Source organism: Paraburkholderia sp. J94, from assembly GCF_905220285.1.
Taxonomy (GTDB): Bacteria; Pseudomonadota; Gammaproteobacteria; order Burkholderiales; family Burkholderiaceae; genus Paraburkholderia; species Paraburkholderia tropica_A.
The window spans coordinates 191,678-215,467 of sequence record NZ_CAJMZH010000008.1; the positions used below are offsets into that span (position 1 = coordinate 191,678).

Annotated in this window: 23 protein-coding genes and 1 pseudogene; 17 read left to right on the plus strand and 7 right to left on the minus strand. The window is 67.4% G+C overall.

Annotated elements, in window-relative coordinates; translation table 11 throughout:
- Positions 1 to 183 precede the first annotated feature (183 nt).
- Genes U4Y88_RS18855 through U4Y88_RS18880 form a run of 6 tightly spaced genes read left to right on the plus strand, consistent with a single transcriptional unit; the run spans position 184 to position 4,338 of the window.
- Positions 184 to 1,134 carry a glyoxylate/hydroxypyruvate reductase A gene (locus U4Y88_RS18855; protein WP_310633570.1) on the plus strand — a complete coding sequence of 317 codons (951 nt, stop codon included), beginning with the start codon at positions 184 to 186 and terminating at the stop codon, positions 1,132 to 1,134.
- A gap of 34 nt (positions 1,135 to 1,168) precedes the next feature.
- Positions 1,169 to 2,101 (plus strand): hydroxymethylglutaryl-CoA lyase, encoded by a 933-nt coding sequence (locus tag U4Y88_RS18860; RefSeq protein WP_224012502.1) that lies wholly within the window; start codon positions 1,169 to 1,171, stop codon positions 2,099 to 2,101.
- A gap of 44 nt (positions 2,102 to 2,145) precedes the next feature.
- Entirely contained in the window at positions 2,146 to 2,667 is a 522-nt protein-coding gene (locus tag U4Y88_RS18865; RefSeq protein ID WP_224012501.1) for a YbaK/EbsC family protein, read from the plus strand.
- Entirely contained in the window at positions 2,664 to 2,957 is a 294-nt protein-coding gene (locus tag U4Y88_RS18870; protein ID WP_321785620.1) for a DUF1289 domain-containing protein, read from the plus strand. The genes U4Y88_RS18865 and U4Y88_RS18870 overlap by 4 nt, the downstream gene beginning before the upstream one ends.
- Positions 2,954 to 3,415, plus strand: coding sequence for a MaoC family dehydratase (locus tag U4Y88_RS18875; RefSeq protein ID WP_321785622.1), 462 nt, complete (start codon positions 2,954 to 2,956; stop codon positions 3,413 to 3,415). The genes U4Y88_RS18870 and U4Y88_RS18875 overlap by 4 nt, the downstream gene beginning before the upstream one ends.
- Complete coding sequence (locus U4Y88_RS18880) at positions 3,412 to 4,338, plus strand: MBL fold metallo-hydrolase (RefSeq protein ID WP_321785624.1); 927 nt, start codon at positions 3,412 to 3,414, stop codon at positions 4,336 to 4,338. The genes U4Y88_RS18875 and U4Y88_RS18880 overlap by 4 nt, the downstream gene beginning before the upstream one ends.
- Before the next feature lie 268 nt (positions 4,339 to 4,606).
- Here U4Y88_RS18880 and U4Y88_RS18885 read toward each other — a convergent pair whose 3' ends face one another.
- Both U4Y88_RS18885 and U4Y88_RS18890 read right to left on the minus strand, forming a co-directional pair.
- Entirely contained in the window at positions 4,607 to 5,965 is a 1,359-nt protein-coding gene (locus U4Y88_RS18885; RefSeq protein WP_321785626.1) for a DUF445 domain-containing protein, read from the minus strand.
- A gap of 125 nt (positions 5,966 to 6,090) precedes the next feature.
- Positions 6,091 to 6,990, minus strand: a complete 900-nt coding sequence (locus tag U4Y88_RS18890; RefSeq protein ID WP_224012496.1) for a DMT family transporter — start codon at positions 6,988 to 6,990, stop codon at positions 6,091 to 6,093.
- A gap of 160 nt (positions 6,991 to 7,150) precedes the next feature.
- Between U4Y88_RS18890 and U4Y88_RS18895 the strand changes: the two genes are divergently transcribed.
- Complete coding sequence (locus tag U4Y88_RS18895) at positions 7,151 to 7,621, plus strand: Lrp/AsnC family transcriptional regulator (protein ID WP_224012495.1); 471 nt, start codon at positions 7,151 to 7,153, stop codon at positions 7,619 to 7,621.
- 38 nt (positions 7,622 to 7,659) lie between these two features.
- Here the strand turns inward: U4Y88_RS18895 and U4Y88_RS18900 are convergent, their stop codons facing one another.
- Entirely contained in the window at positions 7,660 to 8,559 is a 900-nt protein-coding gene (locus U4Y88_RS18900) for an alpha/beta fold hydrolase (RefSeq protein ID WP_224012494.1), read from the minus strand.
- Between the two features lie 199 nt (positions 8,560 to 8,758).
- Here U4Y88_RS18900 and U4Y88_RS18905 point away from each other — a divergent pair, with 199 nt between their 5' ends.
- Positions 8,759 to 9,718 carry a nitronate monooxygenase family protein gene (locus U4Y88_RS18905; RefSeq protein WP_321785628.1) on the plus strand — a complete coding sequence of 320 codons (960 nt, stop codon included), beginning with the start codon at positions 8,759 to 8,761 and terminating at the stop codon, positions 9,716 to 9,718.
- A gap of 58 nt (positions 9,719 to 9,776) precedes the next feature.
- Here the strand turns inward: U4Y88_RS18905 and U4Y88_RS18910 are convergent, their stop codons facing one another.
- Positions 9,777 to 10,721, minus strand: a complete 945-nt coding sequence (locus U4Y88_RS18910; RefSeq protein WP_224012492.1) for a LysR family transcriptional regulator — start codon at positions 10,719 to 10,721, stop codon at positions 9,777 to 9,779.
- Positions 10,722 to 10,917: 196 nt separating this feature from the next.
- Positions 10,918 to 12,027 (minus strand): porin, encoded by a 1,110-nt coding sequence (locus tag U4Y88_RS18915; protein WP_224012491.1) that lies wholly within the window; start codon positions 12,025 to 12,027, stop codon positions 10,918 to 10,920.
- Here U4Y88_RS18915 and U4Y88_RS18920 point away from each other — a divergent pair.
- Complete coding sequence (locus U4Y88_RS18920) at positions 12,026 to 12,361, plus strand: hypothetical protein (RefSeq protein WP_321785630.1); 336 nt, start codon at positions 12,026 to 12,028, stop codon at positions 12,359 to 12,361. The two genes, U4Y88_RS18915 and U4Y88_RS18920, sit on opposite strands and share 2 nt — an antisense overlap.
- Positions 12,362 to 12,718: 357 nt before the next feature.
- Here U4Y88_RS18920 and U4Y88_RS18925 read toward each other — a convergent pair whose 3' ends face one another.
- Positions 12,719 to 13,252 (minus strand): peptide-binding protein, encoded by a 534-nt coding sequence (locus tag U4Y88_RS18925; RefSeq protein ID WP_321785632.1) that lies wholly within the window; start codon positions 13,250 to 13,252, stop codon positions 12,719 to 12,721.
- A 638-nt stretch (positions 13,253 to 13,890) separates the two neighbouring features.
- On the opposite strand from U4Y88_RS18925, the gene U4Y88_RS18930 reads away from it, so the two are divergent.
- Positions 13,891 to 14,931, plus strand: a complete 1,041-nt coding sequence (locus U4Y88_RS18930; RefSeq protein WP_321785634.1) for a bile acid:sodium symporter family protein — start codon at positions 13,891 to 13,893, stop codon at positions 14,929 to 14,931.
- A gap of 372 nt (positions 14,932 to 15,303) precedes the next feature.
- Positions 15,304 to 17,172, plus strand: coding sequence for a phosphodiesterase (locus tag U4Y88_RS18935; protein WP_321785636.1), 1,869 nt, complete (start codon positions 15,304 to 15,306; stop codon positions 17,170 to 17,172).
- 123 nt (positions 17,173 to 17,295) lie between these two features.
- On the opposite strand, the gene U4Y88_RS18940 is transcribed toward U4Y88_RS18935, so the two are convergent.
- A complete protein-coding gene (locus U4Y88_RS18940; protein WP_224012486.1) occupies positions 17,296 to 17,451 on the minus strand; it encodes a DUF3309 family protein in 156 nt (51 codons plus the stop codon).
- 231 nt (positions 17,452 to 17,682) lie between these two features.
- Here U4Y88_RS18940 and U4Y88_RS18945 point away from each other — a divergent pair.
- The 6 genes and pseudogenes from U4Y88_RS18945 to U4Y88_RS18970 form a co-directional block, all read left to right on the plus strand.
- Positions 17,683 to 18,681 (plus strand): annotated as a pseudogene (locus U4Y88_RS18945) (LacI family DNA-binding transcriptional regulator); the annotation flags it as partial.
- Between the two features lie 226 nt (positions 18,682 to 18,907).
- Entirely contained in the window at positions 18,908 to 20,239 is a 1,332-nt protein-coding gene (locus U4Y88_RS18950; RefSeq protein ID WP_224012484.1) for an AGE family epimerase/isomerase, read from the plus strand.
- 130 nt (positions 20,240 to 20,369) lie between these two features.
- Complete coding sequence (locus tag U4Y88_RS18955; RefSeq protein ID WP_224012483.1) at positions 20,370 to 21,344, plus strand: carbohydrate kinase family protein; 975 nt, start codon at positions 20,370 to 20,372, stop codon at positions 21,342 to 21,344.
- Positions 21,345 to 21,477: 133 nt separating this feature from the next.
- Complete coding sequence (locus U4Y88_RS18960) at positions 21,478 to 21,699, plus strand: hypothetical protein (protein ID WP_224012482.1); 222 nt, start codon at positions 21,478 to 21,480, stop codon at positions 21,697 to 21,699.
- Positions 21,700 to 21,949: 250 nt separating this feature from the next.
- Positions 21,950 to 22,195, plus strand: a complete 246-nt coding sequence (locus tag U4Y88_RS18965; RefSeq protein WP_224012481.1) for a hypothetical protein — start codon at positions 21,950 to 21,952, stop codon at positions 22,193 to 22,195.
- A gap of 387 nt (positions 22,196 to 22,582) precedes the next feature.
- A complete protein-coding gene (locus tag U4Y88_RS18970; RefSeq protein ID WP_321785638.1) occupies positions 22,583 to 23,620 on the plus strand; it encodes an ion channel in 1,038 nt (345 codons plus the stop codon).
- Positions 23,621 to 23,790 lie beyond the last annotated feature (170 nt).

Sequence of the window (23,790 nt, forward strand, 5' to 3'; positions counted from 1 at the left end):
AGCTCCGGCTCGAAAAAGTAGAATGGAGCGAATGCTGACTCAATCTGGCGATGGCCGTTGCAGAAACGGCGGCCGCCGTCTTCCGTCACCGAATTCCGTCGCGGGCCGTGGCCGCTGCCGTTCCCGCTCCTGCCGCCCGCCGCCGGACTTCGTCACACAACGCGCAGCACGCTCGAAAGCACGATGAAGATTCTGTTCTGGCTCCCGCAATCCGACGCTTCCGCCTGGCTCCAGGGCCTGTCCCGCGCGCTGCCCGCCGCGGAACTGCGTGCCTGGCAACCCGGCGATACCGCCCCCGCCGACTACGCCGTGGTCTGGCACCCGCCGCGCGAGCTGTTCGCCGCGCGCCCCGGCCTGAAGGCCGTGTTCAACCTCGGCGCGGGCGTCGATGCGATCCTCGCGCTCGAACGCGAGCATCCCGGCACGCTGCCGAAAGACGCGCTGCTCGTGCGTCTCGAAGACTCGGGCATGGCGCCGCAAATGGCCGAGTACGTGCAGCACGCGGTGCTGCGCTATCTGCGCCGTTTCGACGACTACACGCAGCAGCAGACGCGCGGCGAATGGCACGTCCTCGCGCCGCATCCGCGCGAAACCTTCACCGTGGGCGTGCTCGGGCTCGGCGTGCTGGGCGCGCAGGTCGCGCACGCGGTGGCCGCGCTCGGCGTGCCGGTGCGCGGTTTCTCGCGCAGCGCGAAACACCTCGACGGCATCGAGACCTTCTCGGGCGAGCTGCACGGCCCGCAGTTCGACGCCTTCCTCGACGACGTGAAGCTGCTCGTCAACCTGCTGCCCGCCACGCCCGACACCGAGAACGTGCTGAACGCGCGCACCTTCGGCAAGCTCGCGCGCGGCGCGTATGTCGTGAACGTCGCGCGCGGCACGCATCTGAACGAACAGGACCTGCTCGATGCACTGACGAACGGCACGCTGGCCGCGGCCACGCTCGACGTGTTCCGCACCGAGCCGCTGCCGCACGATCATCCGTTCTGGCAGGAGCCGCGCATCACGATCACGCCGCATAGCTCGGCGCTGACCCTGCGCGACGAAGCGATCTCGCAGATCGCCGACAAGATCGAGGCGCTCGCGCGCGGCGAAACCGTGAGCGGCGTCGTGCACGCGGCGCGCGGCTACTAAGCATCGCCGAACCCACAAAAAACCGGAGACACCCATGCCCACTCACGCCCTGCCGCAAGCCGTCAAGATCGTCGAAGTCGGACCGCGCGACGGTTTGCAGAACGAAAAGGAATTCGTGCCCACGGCAGTCAAGATCGAGCTGATCGACCGCCTCGCGCAAGCGGGTTTCGCGAACATCGAGGCGGCCTCGTTCGTCTCGCCGAAATGGGTGCCGCAGATGGCCGACGGCGCGCAGGTGATGGACGGCATCGCGCGCCGCGCGGGCACGATCTATTCGGTGCTCACGCCCAACCTGCGCGGCTTCGAAGGCGCACTCGCGGCCCGCGCCGACGAGATCGTGATCTTCGGCGCCGCGAGCGAGGCGTTCTCGCAGAAGAACATCAACTGCTCGATCGCCGAGAGCATCGAGCGTTTCGCGCCCGTCGTCGAAGCGGCGAAAGCGAACGGCGTGCGCATTCGCGGCAGCGTGTCGTGCGCGCTCGGCTGCCCGTATCAGGGCGAGGTGCCGGTCGCTTCCGTGGTCGACGTCGTGGAGCGCTTCGCGGCGCTCGGCTGCGACGAGATCGATATCGCCGACACCATCGGCGTGGGCACCGCGAAGCGCGTGCACGAAGTGTTCGAAGCCGTCACGAAAGTGTTCCCGCGCGAGCGCCTCTCGGGCCACTTCCACGACACCTACGGCCAGGCGCTCGCCAACATCTACGCCGCGCTCGAAGAAGGCATCGCGATCTTCCACGCGTCCGTCGCGGGCCTCGGCGGCTGCCCGTATGCGAAGGGCGCGACCGGCAACGTCGCGACCGAAGACGTGCTGTATCTGATGAACGGCCTCGGCATCCGCACCGGCATCGACCTCGATCAGGTGGTCGCCGCCGGCGACTTCATCTCGACGGCCATCGGCCGCCCGAACGTATCGCGCGCGGGCAAGGCGCTGCTCGCGAAACGGCAGAACGCCGCCGCGTGCGCGTGACAGCCCACCCCACTGCGCAACCCTGCAACGAAGGATCTCAGGACATGACGGAAACGCTCATCAACTCGGCGAAAGACGGCATCGACGCCCTGCCCGACTCGGCGCAACGCGTCGCGCTGCTGCTGCGCGATCACGGCCACGCGAAGCCGGTCGTGCTGCTGCCCGAAACCGGCAAGACCTCGGCCGAAGCGGCCGCGGGCCTCGGCTGCGAAGTCGCGCAGATCGCCAAGTCGATCCTGTTCCGCCGCCGCTCCGACGACGCGCCCGTGCTCGTGATTGCGAGCGGCGCGAATCGCGTCGACGAAAAGAAAGTCGAGGCGCACGTCGGCGCAATCGGCCGCGCGGATGCGAAGTTCGTGCGCGAGAAAACCGGCTATGCGATTGGCGGCGTCTGCCCGATCGGCCACGCGACCAAGCCCATCACGCTGATCGACGCCGACCTGTTCACGCTCGACAGCCTGTGGGCCGCGGCCGGGCATCCGCATGCGGTGTTCAATCTGTCGCCGCAGGAACTCGCGGCGATGACCGGCGCGCCCGTGGTCGACGTCGCGCTGCGCGACGCATGAGCGGCGCCGCGTTCAACTCCGCATCGGCGATGGGCACGCCCTCGCCCTGCATCAGCGTGTGCCGCATGCACGAGCCGAGCGGCCTGTGCGAAGGCTGCCTGCGCACCATCGACGAGATCGCGTTGTGGTCCACGTTCGACGACGCCGCGAAGCGCGCCGTCTGGGACGCGATCGAAACGCGTCACGCGAACTGGATCGCCGAGCGCTTCAGCGCCAATCGCACGAGCGATAACAGCGACGATAACAGCGGTGAAAACAGCGGCAACATCGCCGGCAAGGACGCGCCATGACCGCGCCCGCCCGCATCGTGCAGATCGGCGAAACGTTTCGCTCGACGCTCGCGCTCTCGCCCGACTCGGTGAAATCGTTCGCCACGCTCGTGAACGATCTGAACCCGCTGCATCACGACGACGAGTACGCCGCGCAAAGCCGCTTCGGCGGCCTGATCGCCTCGGGCACGCAGCCCACCGCGCATTTCATGGCGCTGCTCGCGACGCATTATTCGCAGCACGCGCAGCCGCTCGGGCTCGAATTCGACATGAAACTCAAGCGCGCCGCGCATGCGCACGACGTCATCACCTTCGAATGGCGCGTGGTCGACGCGCACTGGAAGGCGAGCCTGAACGGCGATCTCGTGAAGCTCGACGGCACGGCCACGAATCAGCGCGGCGAGACGCTCGTGATCGGCCGCGCGACGATTCTCGTGATGCCGAAGCCTGACGCAAGCACCGCGACGCCCGCGTCATGAAGCTGCCCGATTCGATCCGCGTATTCGAGCGCGGCTGGCTCTCGTCGAACAACGTGCTGCTCGTCGATGAAGCGCGCGCGGCGCTCGTCGATACCGGTTACGCCACGCACGCCGCGCAGACCGTCGCGCTCGTGCAGCACGCGCTCGCGGGCCGCGCGCTCGACGTGATCGTCAACACGCATCTGCATTCGGATCATTGCGGCGGCAACGCGCAATTGCAGGCGCAGGCGCAATGGCGCTGCGAGACGCTGATACCCGCCGCCAGCGCCAACGCCGTGCGCGCGTGGGACGAAGCCCGCCTCACCTTCGACGCCACCGCGCAGACCTGCGAGCGCTTCAGCTTTACCGGCACGCTCGCGGCGGGCGAACAGATCGCGCTCGGCGGTTTCGACTGGCAGGTGATCGGCGCGCCGGGCCACGATCCCGACTCGCTGATGCTGTACGCGCCCGAGCCGCGCGTGCTGATCAGCGCCGACGCGCTCTGGGAAAACGGCTTCGGCGTGATCTTTCCCGAACTCGACGGCGGCAGCGGATTCGCCGAGCAGCAAGCCGTGCTCGACGCCATCGCGCAACTCGATATCGCCGTGGTGATTCCGGGCCACGGCGCGCCGTTCGCCGACGCGCGCGCCGCGCTCGATCGCGCGAATTCGCGTCTCGCATGGCTGCGTGCCGATCCGGCGCGCAACGCGAAAAATGCGCTCAAGGTGCTGATCGTGTTCAAGCTGCTCGAAGTGCGCAGCCTGAGTTACGGCGCGCTTGAGGCGATGGTGGCGAACGCGTCGATCATTCGCGCGGCGGCGCAGCAACTCGCGCCCGAAAGCGCGTGGCCCGCCTTGCTGCGCGAGCTGACCGGCGAGCTGGCAAAGAGCGGCGCGCTGGTGCTGCGCGAAGACGGCATCGAGGCGCCCGTCGGCGCGGTCTGAGCCGCGCCCAAAAAAAACGCTCGTCCTTTTTCGGGGACGAGCGTGAGTATCGTGCTCTGACGTGATCAAACTGTCGAGCCGATCATACTCGCGCGAGAATACGCGCAGCATCAGTGATTTCCCTAAAAACGGGGCAGCAGCGAAATGCCCTGTCAAAGCCCGCATCGCTCATGCGCAATCGCGCATTTATGCAGGTGAAATCGGCGAAATTCACGGCGCGTAATTTAGTTCGCTATCCGAATCGAATACTCAGATCGTCCAGCGCCGCTCAAAGACCGATATGCACGCGCAACCAGTCGAACAGATGCGAGCACAGATATAAGCCGAGCCCGATCGTGCCGCCGATCACCGTGCCGTTCACGCGAATCTCCTGGAGATCCTTGCCGATCTTCAGCTCGATCAGGCGCGCGGTTTCGGCCGTGTCCCAGTTGCGCACCGTGTCGCGGATGTGATGCGTCAGATAGCGCGCGAAATCCGGCGCCATCGCGCGTGCGGCGTCTTCGAGATGACTGTTCAGCGAGGCGCGCAGATCGGCGTCGGCGGCCAGCGCCTCGCCGAGCCAGCGGCCCGTCGCGGCCACCTTCGCGTGCAGCGTGGAATCCTCGCGTTCGAGATCGTCGCGCAGCCACGCGCGCAGGCTGTCCCACAACTCGCGCGTGTAGTCGTTGAGCGCGCTGCCTTCGCGCAGACTCGTCTTCAGTTCCTCGCCCTTGCGCAGAAACGCCGGATCGTTTTTCAGCTGCACGATCAGGCGCTGCACGATCTCGTCGAACTTCACGCGCAGATGATGTTCGCGGTCCTCGCTCACTTGCAGCAGCAAGCGGTTCACCGCGCTTTCGAGCACGCGCGCGCCGCTCTCGCCGATCCATTCCGAGGGCAGGAATTTCTCGGTCTTCGGAAACTCGCCCTTGAGCCCGTCGACGATGCGCGTCGCCACGAAGGCGCGCGTGCTGTCCTCGCTCAGCAACTGGCCGAGCTGGTCGAGCATCTGGTCGAGCAGTTCCTGATGACGGCCGTCCTTCGTGAGCGTGTCGAGCAGCGCGCCCGCCGACTTCGAGAGATCGACCTTGTCGAGCGCGGCGTGCAGGCCGTCGCGGATGAAGCTCTGGATGCGCGCGTCGTCGGTGAGGCCGAGCAGGCCCGACATGAGCCGCACCGCATAGTCGCCGAGATGGCGCGCATTCTCCGGCGCGCGCAGCCACGTCGACAGACGCTCGACCGGATCGTGGCGGCGGATCAGCCCGACGAGCGAACTCACGTCGAGAAACTTCTCCTGCACGAAGGTGGCGAGTTCGTCGGCGATGCGGTCCTTGTTGCGCGGAATCACGCCCGTGCGCCGCGCGATGAACGGAATCGGCACGCGCCGGAACAGCGCGACCACGGCGAACCAGTCGGCCAGCGCGCCCACCATCGCTGCCTCGCTCACGGCCTTGATGCCGTCGATCACCACGCCCGGCGGCGACAGCGCCGTGACGACGAACACCAGCGCCGCGCCCAGCAGCAGCGCGAGCGCGCGGCGCTTGGCGCGGCGCAGGTCGCGTTCGTCCTGGCTGAGTTCGGCGCGGGCGGTACGCGTGTCGCGACGCGTGCTGGGGATCGGATCGGGCGATGAGGAAGGCGTGGTCATGCGGCTGACGCGTCGGGCGGCGTGGGGCGGTTGAAACCGCGCCATTATGCGGCCAGCGTGCGAACGCCCGCCTCCACCGCGCCACGTTCGCTTGATCTCGCCTCGATCGAATTTGGCGCGCCGCGTTACGCGCCTTGCGCCTTGCTGCGCGCCGGCACGATCCGCCAGCCGAGGTTCACGCCCGCCGCCGCGAGCAGGATCAGCGCCGCGCCCGCGACCTGAATCCACGCGAGCCGCTGACCGAACGCGAACCAGTCGACCAGAATCGCCACCACCGGATAGATGAACGAGAGCGCGCCCGTCATCGCCGTCGGCAGCTTCTGGATCGCGCCGTAGAGCAGCACGTACATGATGCCCGTGTGCACGATGCCGAGCGTGACGATCTGCGCCCAGTGCACGGGCGTCGCGGGCAGCGTGCCGTAGTGGATGAACGGCGCGAGCGCGAACGCGCCGAACGCGAGCTGCACGAGCGCGATCAGATGCGGCGGCGTGCCCTTCAGATGCCGCGTGATGATCGACGAGATCGCGTAGAGCAAGGCCGCGCCCGCCGCGCAGGCGACGCCCACGAGGTACTGGCCCGGCACCGCGAGCACGGCGGGCGGCACCTCGACCACGCCCACCAGCCCGACGAAAGCCAGCGCGAGCCACACCACCGTCGACGCGCTCACGCGCTCGCGCAGCACCAGCACGCCGAGCCCGACCAGCATGAACGGCTGGGTGTTGTAGACGGCGGTGGCCATCGAAATCGACGCGCGCGAATAAGCGGCGAACAGCAGCACCCAGTTCGCGACGATGGCCGCGCCGCCCGCCATCGCGAGCGCCAGCGTGCGCCACGGCAGCCGCTGCCGGAACAGCCCGAGCGCCGCGCAGACGAGCGCGAGCGTCGCGCCGCCGAGCACGCAGCGCATGAACGCGACGTTGATCGGCGCCTGCTGCGAATCGACGACGAGCCAGCCGATGGTGCCGGACATCAGCATCGCGACGATCATCTCGCCCGCGCCGCGGCGGATTTCGGGAGTGGCCATGAGTGCGTGTTCCTCGTTCGTGGAATGCGTCTGTTTATGTCTGAAAGTCTACGCAGACCGCAGCGCAGAATACAGAGCTAAACTAAGGCGCAAACGCCCGCCTGCCTTCGAAACGAAGGCGCGAGACGCAAACGAGCCGGGAATCTGGAGGAACCGCATCATGAACAAGCGACCGAACCCGCAACCCGCCGCCGCACTCGACGAGATCGACCGCGCGCTGCTGGCCGCGCTCGTGGAGGACGCGCGCGCGAGCGTGAGCGAGCTGGCGCGCCTCGTCGGGCTGTCCGCGCCCAGCACCTCGGAGCGCTTGCGGCGGCTCGAAGCGCAGGGCGTGATCGGCGGCTATACGGTGCGCATCGACCCGCGCGCGCTCGGCTACACGCTGCAAGCCGTCGTGCGCGTGAAGCCGCTGCCGGGGCAACTGCATCTGGTGGAGGACGTGATCCGCCGCATCCCCGAATTCATCGAATGCGACAAGGTCACCGGCGACGACTGCTTCATCGCGCGCATCTGGCTGCATTCCATCGAGCAGCTCGACGAGATTCTCAACAAGGTCACCGAGCGCGCGGAAACCAGCACGGCCATCGTCAAGTCGACGCCCGTGCCGCGCCGCCTGCCGCCGCTCGGATAACCGCCGCGCGCGTCAATCCTGGCGCTTCAATCCTGCCTTCAATCCTGTCTTTCGGTCGCCTCGAAGAACGACAGGATCTCGGCGGTCAATTCCACGCTCGCTTCCTCGGGAATGTAGTGGCCGCAGTCGAGCGCGCGGCCGCTCACGTCGCGCGCCACCTTGCGCCATTCGGCGAGCGGATCGAAGCACTGCTCGATCACGCCATGCTCGCCCCACAGCACGCGCAGCGGACAGCCCACCTTGTGGCCGCGCTCGATATCGGCGCGGTCGTGTTCGAGGTCGATGGTCGCGGACGCGCGATAGTCCTCGCACATCGCATGCACGGCGCCGGGCTGGCGCAGCGCCGCGCGGTATGCGCCGAGCGCCTTCGGCGCGAACGGCGCGAGGCCCGCGTGGCGGCTGCCCATCACGCGCTCGATATAGGCGTCGGGATCGGCGCCGATCAGCGCTTCGGGCAGCGGTTCCGGCTGGATCAGCAGGAACCAGTGGAAGTAGAGCGTGGCGAATTCGCGGTTGGTCTGCTCGTACATGGCGAGCGTGGGCGCGATGTCGAGCAGCATCAGGCGCTCGACGGCGTCCGCGTGGTCGAGCGCCATGCGGTGCGCGACGCGCGCGCCGCGATCGTGCGCGCAGACGAGAAAGCGCTCGAAGCCGAAGTGGCGCATGACCGCGACCTGGTCGGCGGCCATCGTGCGCTTCGAGTAGGCGGCGTGCGTGGCGTCGCTCGGCGGCTTCGACGAGGCGCCGTAACCGCGCAGATCGGTGGCGATCACGGTGAAGTGCTTCGCCAGATCCTCCGCGCAGCGATGCCAGATCATGTGCGTCTGCGGATGGCCGTGCAGCAGCAGCAGCGGCGGTCCGTCTCCGCCCTTGATGCCCGCGATCTCGACGCCGCTCGCGGTGGGAACGGTGAAGGGCGTGAATCCATCGAACGGCATGGCTTGTCTCCCGGATGTGCTTGTTGGTCTGTGCGACATTGTAGGAGTGGCACGCGGCAGGCAGCGGCCCTTTCGGGCCCGAAAAGCTAGAAACCGAACACTCCCTCCAGTCGATGCGGCGGCGCGCACGGCATGCGCGGCAACACGCGCACCTATAATCGAACGACCGTTTTATTCAGCGATGTAAGGAGATCCCGTCATGGCATTGCCCGCCGTCCTGCAGAACCTGTCCTTGCCCGTCGTCGCCTCGCCGATGTTCATCGTGAGCTATCCCGAGCTCGTGCTCGCGCAGTGCAAGGCGGGCATCGTCGGCTCGTTCCCGGCGCTCAACGCGCGCCCCGCCGAGCTGCTCGACGAATGGCTCACGCAGATCGAGGAACAGCTCGCCGCGCACAAGGCCGCGAACCCCGACGCCGTCATCGGCCCGATCGCCGTGAACCAGATCGTCCATCAGTCGAACGCGCGGCTCGAACACGATATCCGCGTCTGCGTGGAGCATCGGGTGCCGATCTTCATCACGAGCCTGCGCGCGCCGCCCAGGGAACTGCTCGACGCGGTGCACAGCTACGGCGGCATCGTGCTGCACGACGTCATCAATCTGCGCCATGCGGGCAAGGCGCTCGAAGCGGGCGTCGACGGGCTGATCCTCGTCGCGGCGGGCGCGGGCGGCCACGCGGGCACGACCTCGCCGTTCGCGCTGGTGGGCGAAGTGCGGCGCATCTTCGACGGCCCGATCGTGCTCTCGGGCGCGATCGCCAACGGCGGCTCGATCCTCGCCGCGCAGGCCATGGGCGCGGATCTCGCCTATATGGGCACGCGCTTCATCGCGACCCAGGAGGCGCACGCGGTCGAGCAGTACAAGCACGCGATCCTCGAAGCCAAGGCCGCCGATATCGTCTATACGAACCTGTTCACGGGCGTGCACGGCAACTACATCCGCGAGAGCATCGTGAACGCCGGGCTCGATCCCGACGCGCTGCCGGAATCGGACAAGACGAAGATGAGCTTCGATAGCGGCGCGGCGAAAGCGTGGAAGGACATCTGGGGCGCAGGCCAGGGCGTCGGCCTGATGGACGACGTGCCGTCGGTGGCGCAACTGGTCGAGCGGCTGAAGCAGGAATACGGCGAGGCGAAGGCGCGGCTGGGGATCGGACGGTAAAGCTTGGGGCCGCGGCGCGCGTCCGATCGCACGCCGCGCGCCCCAACCTCGCGCGCGGCTACACGGTCTTGCGCAAAGCCGCCGCGCGGATCTCCTCCACGCCCGGCCAGAGCGCGCGCGAGCCGAAGCGCGCGGCGAGGAAATCGACGAAGGAACGCACCTTCGCCGACAGATGGCGACGGCTCGCGTAGACGGCGTAAATCGGCAGCTCGCGCGGCGGCAGCGCGTCGACGAGCAGCGGCACGAGTCGGCCCTCGGCGATATCGTCGCCGATCACCTCGGTGCCGAGCATCGACAGCCCGCCGCCCTGCAACACCACCACGCGCAGCGCTTCCAGGTGATTGACGATCAGGTTGCCGCTCGGCTTCGGGCGCGCGCCCGCCTCCGAGAACGGCGCGAGTTCGGCCGCCGACGCGCCCGCGTAATGCACGAACTTGTGTTTCGAGAGATCGGCGACCGTCTTCGGCACGCCGTGGCGGCGCAGATACTCGGGCGAGGCGCACAGCACGATATGCGCGGTGGCGAGCGGCCGCGCGATCAGCGACGACGATTTCAGGCCCGAGGGCGAAGCGCGGATCGCCACGTCGAAGCCCTCGTCGATCAATTCGACGACGCGGTCCGACAGCGTGATATCGACGGTCACCTGCGGGAAATCGGCGGCGTAGTCGGCGACCGCGCCCATCACGTGGCGCAGCCCGAACGCCGTCAGCGACGACACGCGCAGCCGCCCTTGCGGCACCACGCTCGCGGCGCCGACGGCCTGGCCGGCTTCGTCGAGTTCGGTGAGCGCCTGGGCCACGCGCTCGTAATACTCGCGCCCGGCCTCGGTGGGCGCGACGCGGCGCGTGGTGCGGTTCAACAGGCGCGCGCCGAGCTGCTGTTCGAGATGCATCACATGCTTGCTCGCCATCGCCGCCGACATGCTCATGCGCTCGGCCGCCGCCACGAAGCTCCCCGCCTCGACCACCTGCCGGAACACTTTCATGCTGACGAGGGTATCCATCGCGTCTTTCTTCCCGCAAAAATCAGGTTAATCAGGAAACAATCGGCGATATTGTGCGCGCTTTATCAAATCCTGGTAGCCAAACCCCCAGGCCCGCGCCCCCTGCCGCCGTTGCGCGCGCAATAAAAAAAACCCCGCGCTGCGAACAGCGCGGGGTCGGTCCCGGCAGGCGGAGAGGCGTAGTGACGCCGCGCGCTTAGAACTTCGCGCGCAAGCCCACGCCGTAGGTCATGCCCGACGACATGTTGTCGTAGTGGTCGTACATATAGGCCGCGTAGACGTCGGTGCGCTTCGAGAGCGGATAGTCGTAGCCGACCGCCGCCGTGTTGTGCGTCTGGTTCAGGCCGCCGCTGTCGCGCGAGTACGCGTACGACGCCATCACCGTGCCCGGGCCGGCCGGCACCGAAACGCCGCCCTGCGCCGTGTTCACGTGCCAGCTGCTGATGTCGCTGTTGTTGTTCGTGTACATGTACTGGCCGAAGAACTTCACGTACTTGAGGTCGTACGACAGGCCGACCTGCGCGACGCCCTGGCTGCGCAGACCGACGATCGTCGTCTCGCCGCTCACGATGCTGCCGATGTCGCCCGGCGTGCTGTTGAAGTTCACGTACTGGTAGACCGCCGTGGCCGCGAACGGGCCGTGGAAGTACAGCGCCTGGGCGCTCCACTTCTTCTTGCCGTTGTCGCCGGCCTGGTTGCCGAGCGCGTACATGACCGAGCCCGAGAGGCCGTTGAAGTTCGGCGTCGAGTACTGCACCGCGTTGTTCCAGCCCGAATCGCCGACCACGCCCTGGTCGGTCGTGTAGGTCGGGAACGTCGAGAGGCCGAGGTAGACGTGGTACACCATCGGCGAGAAGGTGTACGAGTCGATGAACGGGTTGAACAGGATCGTCGAGACGAACAGCTGCGTCGTCAGGCGGCCCGCCGTGAACGTACCGTACGGCGATTCGAGGCCGACGTAGGCGTTACGCGCGAAGAAGGTGTCGCCGGAGAAGCGGCCGTCCTGGCCGTTCTGCGCGCGGAAGAAGCTTTCGAGGGCGAAGATCGCCTTGTAGCCGCCACCGAGGTCTTCGGCGCCTTTCAGGCCCCAGTACGACGTCGACATACCGCCGCCGCCGACGTTCCACGCCGTCTGGCTGCCGGGGAAGCGCGTGGCGCCGACCCATTCGTCGACCTGGCCGTAAAGCTGGACGCTCGATTGCGCGAACGCCGACGACGATGCGCCGGCGAGAACGGCGGCGATGGCGCACGCCTTGAGGGACGTGCGCAAAGGCGTGCGCAGCGCGTGGCTGACGGCTGTATTCATGAGTTCTCCTGTCCTTGTCAAAAAAATGAAACTGGCGGCGATGGCGCTCGCGCAAACCGTTGGTTTTCTAGTCGTTCGCAGACGTGGCCGTTCTGGGCGGATCCATCTTTGCGGACCATTTTTATGGACAAAAATATCGGTTGTTATCGCCGGTATATCGGCCCGATTAGTTTGTCGCCCGCGAAACCTGCCTGGTCTGTTTTCATCGCATCATTCGCTGCGTTGCAACATCCGCTTCGCCGGAAGCCTCGCCTTGATCGGCGGGGCTTTGACCCGGTTTTCACGCGCGCCGGCGCTTCCGATGACGCGCCGCCGTAGCGAAGGCGAGATTTGATGACGAAAGGGTTCCGTATGACGAGTGATTTCCTAAAAAGTGTGGTATCCACGCGTCAGTTTGTGATGAGAGCCGGGCAAGCGGCCTGTGGAAGCGCTTTCGCGGCTTTCGCGCGGCGCGAAACGCACGCGATCGGACAGGTCGGAAGAAAGCGGGAAGAAAACAGGAAGCGCGCCGAAAGCGCGTTTGAAAGACGAACGGAGGTGAGCCGGACGGCGTACGGACGGGGAAAAATCGGGGAACGATGGAAAGAATCAGCGAGAAATGAAACGCGGTCTGAAGAGGACCGGTCGCTCCGCTGATGCTCGGTGGTGGTGGGGTGGTGGGGGTGACGCGGGGGCTGTTAGTTGCGTGGCTTCAGTTTCGATACGGCGACGACATCGGCGGACGCGGCACGTCACCGCCGCCGCGCGTATACGGACGGAAACCGCCGCCGCGCTCCTCGTTATAGCGCGCGACGTCTTCGCGGATCGAACCGGCGCGCACCGGCGAGTCCGCGGGCGGATGCGGCACCTGACGCGTTTCCGCGCTCACGGGCTGGATCGGGCCGTGATAGCCGCCGCCCGTGGCGAAACCGTTGCCATAAGGATTGCTGTAGGGATTGCCGCCGTAGCCGCGCTCACCGCCGCTGTCGCGACGCCCGGCCTGACGGCCGCCGCCGCGCTCGCGCCAGCCGCCCTGATCGGCCACGCGTATCGACGCGGCGCCGCCGTGCGGGGCATAACGCATGCCGGGCATGCCGGACATGCCTCGCATCCCCTGCATGCCGCCGTAGCCGCGCGGCGCCTCGCGCACGACGGGCGCGCGCTCAAAGCCGCCACCGCCGCCGCCGCCATGGAAACCGGGTTGTGCATGGGCGAGCGCGACGAGGGCCGTTAAAACGGCCCCCACGATCCACTGCCCCATCCGTAACAACCCTGCACGCATTGTGTCGATCACCTGCCCGACTTTCAGCATGGCGTCCAGCCACTCGGGCCATGGCGGGCCAATTCCGGGAAACGCGGCGCGTAACGATTGCCGTCACAACAGTCGCCTGACGTTCCTTGACGGTAATTTATGGGCGCCCGGTAGGGGTGTCGAGCCAAAAAATGTTATGCCCGCGGAAGGGTTGTAACACCATGTTACTGCTTGATTTTTCGGCATTCCTGCGCACTGTGCGCAGGTTCGGTTCATGCTTGCAGAAGGCCGCCCGGCGGGGCTTTGCGCTCGCGCGGGGTGGATCGTTCGGCGTGCTTCGCGACCCCGTTTTTGCCTGAGGAATCCGTCGGCTTGCGAGCCCGTTGTCGCCCCTCGGCGACACCCGGGACAACATCAGACAAACCCAGGCAAAACCCGGTGCAAACGTCAGACCACAGCGCGAAAATCACGCCTGAAATCCGACACTTCATGCGCACTGCTCATTAATCAATTCTTCAAATGAATTTGCATTTTCAATGGCCTTGCGCCGACAATAGCGTTTCCGATGATCCGTTGTGCGCCCATCGAACCGCGCACAGCGAGGCGCTGCTGCGCGCACCCGAGATTGTGTAATGGCTCGTCCGAAATTCCTGCCCGACAACTTCACGCTCTGCCTCGTCGGCACCGTGATCCTCGCCAGCCTGCTGCCCGTGCATGGCGCGGCCACCGTGCCGTTCAACTGGCTCACCAACGTCGCCGTCGGGCTGCTGTTCTTCCTGCACGGCGCGAAGCTCTCGCGCGAAGCGATCGTCGCGGGCGCGACGCACTGGCGCCTGCACCTCGTCGTGCTCGCGAGCACCTTCGTGCTGTTCCCGGTGCTCGGCCTCGCGCTCAAGCCGCTGCTTTCGCCGCTCGTCACGCCCGCGCTCTATATGGGCGTGCTGTTCCTCTGCACGCTGCCCTCCACCGTGCAGTCGTCGATCGCGTTCACCTCGATCGCGCGCGGCAACGTGCCGGCGGCCGTGTGCAGCGCGTCGGCGTCGAGCCTGATCGGCATCTTCGTCACGCCCGCGCTGGTGAGCCTCGTCGTCACGAATCAGACGGCCGGCGGCACCTCGGCGTGGCACACGGTCTGGAACATCGTGCTGCAACTGCTCGTGCCGTTCGTGGCGGGCCAGTTGCTGCGCCCCGTGATCGGGCGCTGGATCGAGCGCAATCGCGGCGTGCTCAAATTCGTCGATCAGGGCTCGATCCTGCTGGTGGTGTTCGGCGCGTTCTCCGAAGCGATCAACGAAGGGCTCTGGCATCACACGCCGCTCGCCGCGCTCGGCGGCCTCGTCGTGGTGAACGCCGTGCTGCTCGCGCTCGCGCTCGGCATCACGATGTTCACGAGCAGAAGGCTCGGCTTCTCGCGCGCGGACCAGATCACCATCATCTTTTGCGGCTCGAAGAAGAGTCTCGCGGCGGGCGTGCCGATGGCGAAGGTGATCTTCGCGTCGAACGCCGTGGGCGCGGTCGTGCTGCCGCTGATGCTGTTCCACCAGATCCAGCTGATGGTGTGCGCGGCGCTGGCCCAGCGCTGGGGCGCGCGCGACATGAGCGCCGAACGCGCAGCCGATGCCGGCGACGAATCGCGCGCCAGCGGCGAACGCACGGCGACGGCGCGCCGGTAATCCCCTCGATGGCGGTGCGGCGGACCAGGTCCGCCGCGCGCCTGGCTGCATCCTCCCTCCCCTCGCTGCGCGGTTCATCACGCAGCCACACCCCGCCCTCTCCGATCTATCCGACTGACCCGCGCCGCTCGCGCGCGCTCGTCGTCGTCCCCCGCATCGCTGTCCCATCGCGCCCCTGACGCTGCCGAGCGACATCGCCGGACCGCGCAAACGTTAGCCTCCCGGTCCGCACCCGCTTTTCGCATCGCTGTCATTAAAAGTTCATTTAATTGGCAGAGTCTGCTGCCGTTAATTCTGTCGTCAAAGCCTGTCTTGGCTCTTTCCATGTCTGCACGCGCGTCCACGCCGCCGGTCCACGGGACCGCGGCTCCGATGGCTATTCCGTTGTCCGCCAGCCCGGCCGGCATCGAGGCCCTGATCGCCCAGCGCCAGCTGCGCGCCGTCTTCCAGCCGATCGTCGATCTGGACGATGGCGCCATCCTCGGTTACGAAGGCCTCGTGCGCGGTCCCGCCGGTTCGCCGCTCGAATCGCCGGCCGCCCTGTTCGCCGAGGCGAACCGCGCCGGCTGCACGCTCGCGCTCGAACACGCGGCGGCGGCGGCCTGCATCGCCGCCTTCGCGCAGCTCGGCTGCCACGGCAAGCTGTTCCTCAATTTCAGCGCCGACGCCCTGCGCGACCTGACCGACCACGGCCGTGACACGCTCGCGCTGTTCGACGGCACGCTCGACGCGCATCGCGTCGTCATCGAGCTGACCGAGCAGTGCGCGGTCGAGGACGTGCGCGGCTTCAAGGACGTGGTCGCGGCGCTGCGCGCGGCGGGCGCGCAATTCGCGCTCGACGACTACGGCAGCGCCAACGCGAGCATGAACGTGTGGGTGCAGTTGCAGCCCGACGTCGTCAAGATCGACCGCTTCTTCATCCAGGACATCGCCAACGACGCGCTCAAGTTCGAAGCCGTGCGCGCGATGCAGCACTTCGCCCAGGCGAGCGGCGCGCGGCTCGTCGCCGAAGGCATCGAGAACGAGGCCGATCTGATCGTGCTGCGGGACATGGGCATCGCGACCGGCCAGGGCTTCTTTCTCGGACGACCCGAGGCGCGTCCGCCGCGCACGCTGGCCGAACGCGCGCGCGACGCGCTGCGCGCACAGCACATCGCCGTGTTTCCCGAAGCCACGCGCCACACAGGTGCAAGCATCGGCGGCGGCAACGGCGGCGCGCCCGCCGAGAAGATGCGCGTGCACGCGCCCGCGCTGCCGCGCAAGGCGACCAACAACGACGTGCTGGAACTGTTCAACCGCCTGCCCGAGCTGCACGCGGTGGCCGTGGTCGAAGGCGAGACGCCGATCGCGCTGATCAACCGCCGCGCCTTCATGGACCGCTACGCGCTGCCCTATCACCGCGAGCTGTTCGGCAAGAAGGCCTGCCTGCAATTCGCGAACGCAGCGCCGGTGCTGATCGAGCAAACCATGAGCGTCGAGCAGATGGCGTCGCTGCTCGCGAGCGACGATCAGCGCTATCTCGCCGACGGCTTCGTGATCACCGACAGCGGCCGCTACGCCGGACTCGGCACCGGCGAAAGCCTCGTGCGCGCGGTCACCGAGGTGCGCATCCAGGCGGCGCGCTACGCGAATCCGCTGACCTTTTTACCCGGCAACATTCCGATCAGCTCGCACATCGACCGGCTGCTCTCGCACGACGCGGGCTTTCACGCCTGCTACGTCGATCTGAACCAGTTCAAGCCGTTCAATGATCAGTACGGCTACTGGCAGGGCGACGAGGTGCTGAAGTTCGCGGCGCAGGTGCTCGCCGACGCCTGCGATCCCACACGCGACTTTCTCGGCCACGTGGGCGGCGACGACTTCCTGATCCTGTTCCAGAGCGAGACCTGGCGCGAGCGCGTCGCTCACGCGATCGAGACTTTCAACGCGGGCGCGCAGCGTTTCTACGCGCCCGCCGACCGGCTCGCGGGCGGCATCCACGGCGAGGACCGCCAGGGGCATCCGGCCTTCTTCGCCTTCGTGACGATGGCGGTCGGCTGCGTGCATATCGCGCCGGGCGACGGCTCGCAGCACGGCAGCGACGCGATCGCCTCGCTGGCCGCCATCGCCAAGCGGCGCGCGAAGCAGGCAGCGAGCGGGCTCGTGGTGATCGACGGCGGCGAAAGCGCGGCGCTGCTGCCCGCGCTCGCGGCGGCACAGCCGGCTTCAGCTGCGGCGCAAGGCGGCATGTCAGCGGACTGATCAAGCTAAACGCGCAGGCTGAATGCGCGCGCGGTTTCAACCAAGCTCACGAGGACAAAAAACGAGGCCGGCGCGGATCGCTTCCGCGCCGGCCTCGTTGCGTTGAAGCGGCATCGCGCGCCGCTAGATCGTCCCCATCAACACGAGCACGACCACGACGACGACCACGACGCCCAGCGTGCCGGATGGCGCATAGCCCCACGACCGGCTGTGCGGCCAGGCGGGAAAGGCGCCGATGAGCAGCAGGATCAGTATGACGAGAAGCAAGGTGCCGAGCATGATGCCTCCGTTCCGTTTCGAATGATGACCTGCGACATTCAGCAACCGACGTGCCCGGCGTTCCGAAAACCGACTTTGTTTAGGCAGCTTTACTAAACATGTCAATTTACGTTTATTCCCGTGATTACGGGTATTTACGGGGGCTTTTCGGCACGATGCAACGTTGTGCGGCCCAGTTTTTACTATACAATCGGCGCACACCTGACACACCAGCCAGGGCCAACAGGAATCATGGGGACAACCATTCGCGACGTCGCGCAGGCGGCCAACGTGTCGATCGGCACGGTCTCCCGCGCGCTGAAGAACCAGCCGGGCCTGTCCGAGGCCACGCGCGCGCGCATCGTCGAGATCGCGCAGTCGCTGGGCTATGACAGCGCGCAGCTGCGTCCGCGCATCCGCCGCCTGACCTTCCTGCTGCATCGCCAGCACAACAACTTCGCGGCCAGCCCGTTCTTCTCGCACGTGCTGCACGGCGTGGAAGACGCGTGCCGCGAGCACGGCATCGTGCCCGCGCTGCTCACCGCCGGTCCCGCCGACGACACCATCCAGCAACTGCGCCTGCACGCGCCCGACGCGGTCGCCGTGGCGGGCTTCGTCGAGCCGGAAACGCTCGCCGCGCTGGTCGCGCTGCAACGTCCGCTCGTGCTGATCGACCTGTGGGCGCAGGGCCTGCGCTCGGTGAACATCGACAACGCCGCGGGGGCCGCGCTCGCCATGCATCATCTGTTCGCGATGGGGCGGCGGCGCGTGGCCTTCATCGGCGGCTCGCTCGCGCACTACAGCATCGCGCAGCGCGCGCTCGGCTACCGGCGCGCGTTCTTCGAAGCGGGGCTGCTGTTCGATCCCTCGCTCGAAACCACCATCGAAGGCGGGCTCGATCCCGACACCGGGGCCGCGCTCGCGATGCAGCGTCTGCTCGACGGCGCGCGCCTGCGCGGCGAGCCGCCGCCCGACGCCGTGTTCGCCTACAACGACGCCGCCGCGCTCGCCGCGCTGCGCGTGTGCCAGGCGAGCGGCCTGCGCGTGCCGGAAGACATCGCGATCGTCGGTTTCGACGATATCGCCGCCGCCGCGCACGCCACGCCCGCGCTCACGACGCTCGCCGTCGACAAGGAAGCGCTGGGCAGGCGCGGCGTCGAACTGCTGCTCGAAGAAACGCCACAACAGAGTGAGATCGTGTTGCCGGTGCGGCTCGTCGAGCGCGCGAGCACGGCGGGCGCAGCGCCGACGTCCGGGCCGACGTCCGGGCCGACGTCCGCACCAATATCCACACCGAAATCCGCGCAGAATGCCACGCCGCCACCCGCGCCCGAAAGCGTCGCGCGGCGCGGCAAGACGCTGCCCGAAGCGACCTGATACACCTGATGCACCTGAAGCGGCGGCGCGAAATCCCGCCACATTCGCCAGCAACAATACGAAGTAAAACGAAGCAATCCGAAGCCGAGATGAGAAAGCCATGACGAAGCCTTCCGACACCGCACTCACCGTTGAAGCCCAGGCCGCCGCGCCCGCCGTCGCGAGCTTCCGGGACCGCGCCTTCCTGCTCGGCCATATCGCCGACACGCTGCGCTTCTACGCGCCCAACGTGTACGACCCGTCGGGCGGCTTCTTCCACTATTTCCGCGACGACGGCTCGATCTACAACGCGCACTCGCGGCATCTCGTGAGCAGCTGCCGCTACGTGTTCAACTACGCGATGGCGTATCGCGAAACCGGCGAGGCGCAGCATCTCGACTACGCGCGCCACGGCCTGCAGTTCCTGCGCGAAGCGCACTGGGACCCGCAGCATCAGGGCTACGACTGGGAGGTCGACTGGCGCGACGGCAAGAAGCGCACGCTCGACGCCACGCGCCATTGCTACGGCCTGGCCTTCGTGCTGCTCGCCTACGCGCACGCCGCGATGGCCGGCATCGAAGAAGCGAAGCCGATGATCGCCGCCACCTTCGAGCTGATGGAACATCGCTTCTGGGACGGCGCGGCGGGCCTCTACGCCGACGAAGCGAGCGCCGACTGGATCGTCACGAGCTATCGCGGCCAGAACGCCAACATGCACACGACCGAGGCGCTGCTCGCGGCCTACGAGGCGACCGGCCATCTGGTCTATCTCGACCGCGCCGAGCGCGTCGCGTCGAACATCACGCTGCGCCAGGCGCGGCTCTCGCAAGGGCTCGTCTGGGAGCACTTTCACGCCGACTGGTCGGTGGACTGGGACTACAACAAGGAAGACAGCACGAACATCTTCCGTCCGTGGGGTTTCCAGCCGGGCCACCAGACCGAGTGGGCCAAGCTGCTGCTGATCCTCGAACGCCATCGCCCGCTGCCGTGGCTGCTGCCGCGCGCGATCGAACTGTTCGACGCGGCCATGATGCACGCGTGGGACAACGATCACGGCGGGCTCTACTACGGCTTCGGCCCCGACTACACCGTCTGCGATCACGACAAGTATTTCTGGGTCCAGGCCGAGACCTTCGCGACCGCCGCGCTGCTCGGCAAGCGCACCGGCAACGAACGCTTCTGGGACTGGTACGACGAAATCTGGCGCTATAGCTGGAAGCATTTCGTCGATCATCGCTATGGCGCGTGGTATCGCATCCTCACCTGCGACAACCGCAAGTACAGCGACGAAAAGAGCCCGGCGGGCAAGACCGACTATCACACGATGGGCGCGTGCTACGAAGTCCTGAACGCACTGCCCGGACGCGGTATGGCGCCGATCGTCGGCCGCGAGGAAGAGGACGCGAACGACGGCATGAACGCACGTGCCAACGGCACGGACGGCGCGGCCTGATTTCGCGCCGCACGACGCGGCATCGAGCACGCACCGCGCGACGCAACGGCAACGCAAACGCGACGCAACGGCAACACACCCGCAGCGCAACCGCAACGCACCAGCGACAGATTCAGCGAAGGAACACGCGATGAGCACATGCAGCACTGGCCCCGACTTCTCGACCGGCTTCCCCGCCTTCATTTCGGCGGGCGACATCCTCACCGATCTCGTGCGCGGCGCGGCGCCCGAGGGTTCGGCGCACACGGGCGCGCCGGGCATGGACTCCAGCTGGCGCGCGCATCCGGGCGGCGCGGGCTGGAACGTGGCGCGCGCGGTCGCGCGTCTCGGCTTGCCGACGGCCTGCGCGGGTGCGCTCGGCACCGACAACTTTTCGGACGAACTCTGGAACGCGAGCGTCGCCGCCGGTCTCGACATGCGCTTCATGCAGCGCGTCGAGCGCGCGCCGCTGCTCGCGATCGTGCATCAGACGCATCCGCCCGCGTACTACTTCATCGGCGACAACAGCGCGGACCTCGCCTTCGATCCCGCGAAGCTGCCCGAGGGCTGGCGTCGTCACGCGAAGTGGGCGCACTTCGGCTGCATCAGCCTCGTGCGTCAGCCGCTCGGCGAAACGCTCGCGACGCTCGCCGCCGAACTGCGCGCGCAAGGCGTGAAGATCAGCTTCGATCCGAATTACCGCAACCTGATGGCGCACGGCTACGAGCCGATCCTGCATCGCATGGCCGCGCTCGCCGACCTCATCAAGGTCTCCGACGAAGACCTTCGCATGCTGTTCGCGGGCAAGAGCGAGCCGGAGGCGATCGCCGCCGTACGCGCGCTCAATCCCGCTGCGACGCTGCTGGTCACGCGCGGCGCGCAGCACGCGACGCTCTATGTCGGCGACGAGGTGATCGACGCCGCGCCGCCGCGCGTGCAGGTCGCCGACACGGTGGGCGCGGGCGACGCATCCATCGGCGGTCTGCTGTTCAGCCTGATGAGCACGCCGCAGCGCACGTGGCGTCAGCATCTGTCGTTCGCGCTGGCTGCGGGCGCCGCCGCGTGCCGCCGCGCAGGCGCGCATTCGCCGTCGCTCGACGAGGTCGTCGCGCTGCTGGAGGACTGAAACGCGGGGGCTTTGCACCATCGTGAAGCCTGACATGAAAGCGCCGCGCGGGCGTCACGTGGCTGTCCCGCAGGCGCGCGATCAACGTGCTAGCATGGGATTCCCTTCCTCGAGAAGCACGCTGGAGCCCGCTATGGACGACGTCACCTACACCAAGGGGATCTACACGGCAGTCGCCTCCGTGCGACCCATGAACGCCGGCCAGTACCAGGGCCAGGTCTCCCTGGCGCGCGACGACGGCGAAGATCTCGAGAACGCGATCTACGAAGTGGAAGCCGCTTCCGGCACGCCCGAGGAAGCGCTGGAGGAAGCCAAGGCGCTCGCGCATCGGCTCCTCGGCGAACTCGAGCTGTAAGCGCGCGGGTCGTTCGAATCGGTTCGCATCCGTTCGCATCGGCCGCCCAGTCGGATTATCGATTTAGCGCGTGTAGCCCGCGTGTAGCCCACTTCCTTCGTTTGCTCCGTCCGGCGAGGCGATCCCGCGCCGGACGGTTTCCCGCGTGCGTGCGCCTTTGTCCGCGCGCGGGCCGCATCGGCGAATCCGCCGCTCTGCACGGGACCGCACGCGGCGCGCAAGCGCCGGCGCGGTCGAAAGGAGGGTCGACATGACCGAACAGCTCTTTCTCTACGGCGTCTACGCCATCCACGTGCATCCGCTCGAACTGCAGGGCGCGCGCTGGGACGCCGAATATCAGATCACCCATCGCGACACAGCCGTGCAGCCGTGGATCACGATCGGCGGCAACGCGGGCTTTCCGCAAAGCGCCGAAGCGATCGACGCCGCGCATCGCCAGGCCATCGCCGACATCGAGCACGGCGCGGGCATTCCGAAGCCGCACGCGTTTCCGTAGGCGGTTTGCGGCTTGCGGTTTGCGGTTTGCGTTTGGCGTGAGCCGCAAGCCGTCGCGTGAGCGGCGGCGGGCATCGACGCGACGCACGCGCGGGTGAAGCGCGTGCGTGCCGCGTGTCGCGTGTCGCGTTAAACGTGCGGCAGCGCGGGTTGCGTGCGCGGCACCGCACGCTCGCACCCGCGCGCATCGACGCGTCGCCACGCGCGGCGTGTCCGCGCGCGTCGCATTCATGTTCATCGACCCGCCGACGCGCCGACTTCCCAGCCTCACCTTCCCACGCAGTCTTCAACCCCACCCGAACGCCCCCACGCCTCGCCGCACGGATCGCGCTTGTCGGCCCCGCGCGGCGTTGCTACGCTCTCGCCATTCCGACCCTGAAGGACCGCCATGACGCCCGATTCGCCGGAGGGCAGCGCGAACGAGGAAGCCGCACAAGCCGCCGCCCACGCTGGCGCACACGCCGCCACCGACGACGACCGCAAGCGCCGAGGCAGCGCCGGCACGCGCGCCGCGAACCATCCCGCCAGCCCGCGCGGCCCCGCACCGCGCCGCCTCCATATCGGCTCGCGCGAAGTGCTCGTCTACGGCATGCCGCTGCACGGCTGGCAGGACCTCTATCACACGGCGCTCACCATGCGCTGGCCCACCTTCTTCGCCTCGCTCGCGGCACTGTTCGTGGTCGCCAACGCGTTCTTCGCCTGCCTCTACCAGCTCGGCACGGCGCCCATCGCCAACCAGTATCCGCACGGCTTCACGGGCGCGTTCTTCTTCAGCGTCGAAACGCTCGCGACGGTCGGCTACGGCGACATGCATCCGCAGACGCTCTACGCGCACATCGTCGCCACCTTCGAGATCTTCGTCGGCATGTCGAGCATCGCGCTCGCGACCGGCCTCGTGTTCGCGCGTTTCTCGCGGCCGCGCGCGAAGATCCTGTTCGCGCGCCAAGTGGTCGTGCATCCGATCGAAGGCCGCATGACGCTGATGGCGCGCGCCGCCAACGCGCGTCAGAACGTGATCGCCGAAGCCAGCGCGAAGCTGCGCCTGATCCGCATCGAGACCTCGTCGGACGGCTACACCGCGCGGCGCATCTACGACCTCAAGCTCGTGCGCGACCAGCACCCGCTGTTCACGCTCGGCTGGAACCTGATGCACGTGATCGACGAAACCAGCCCGCTGCACGGCGCCACGGCCGAGTCGCTCGCGCAGCAGGCCGCCACGCTGCACGTCGTGATCGAGGGCTCGGACGAATCGACCGCGCAGACCATGCAGGCGCGCTACATCTGGTCGGACGGCCAGGTGCGTTTCGGCCAGCGTTACGTCGATCTGATGAGCGACACGGGCGGTGTGAGCCGCATGGACTACGCGCACTTTCACGATGTCACCCCCTTCGATCAGACCCGGCCCGACGGACCGCACGTGATCTGAATCCAACCGCACGTTCGGCCACGCATCGCACGCCCGACACGCGACGAAAGAGAATTTCCCTCCAAAGCGCGACATCGCGAGCAGGCTTTGGCGCATTCAACGAACGCGCCCACGGAGTTAGCAAAAAACTTCCGCTATTGGCGAGAAAAAATGGAGTCTTCAGCGAGCGC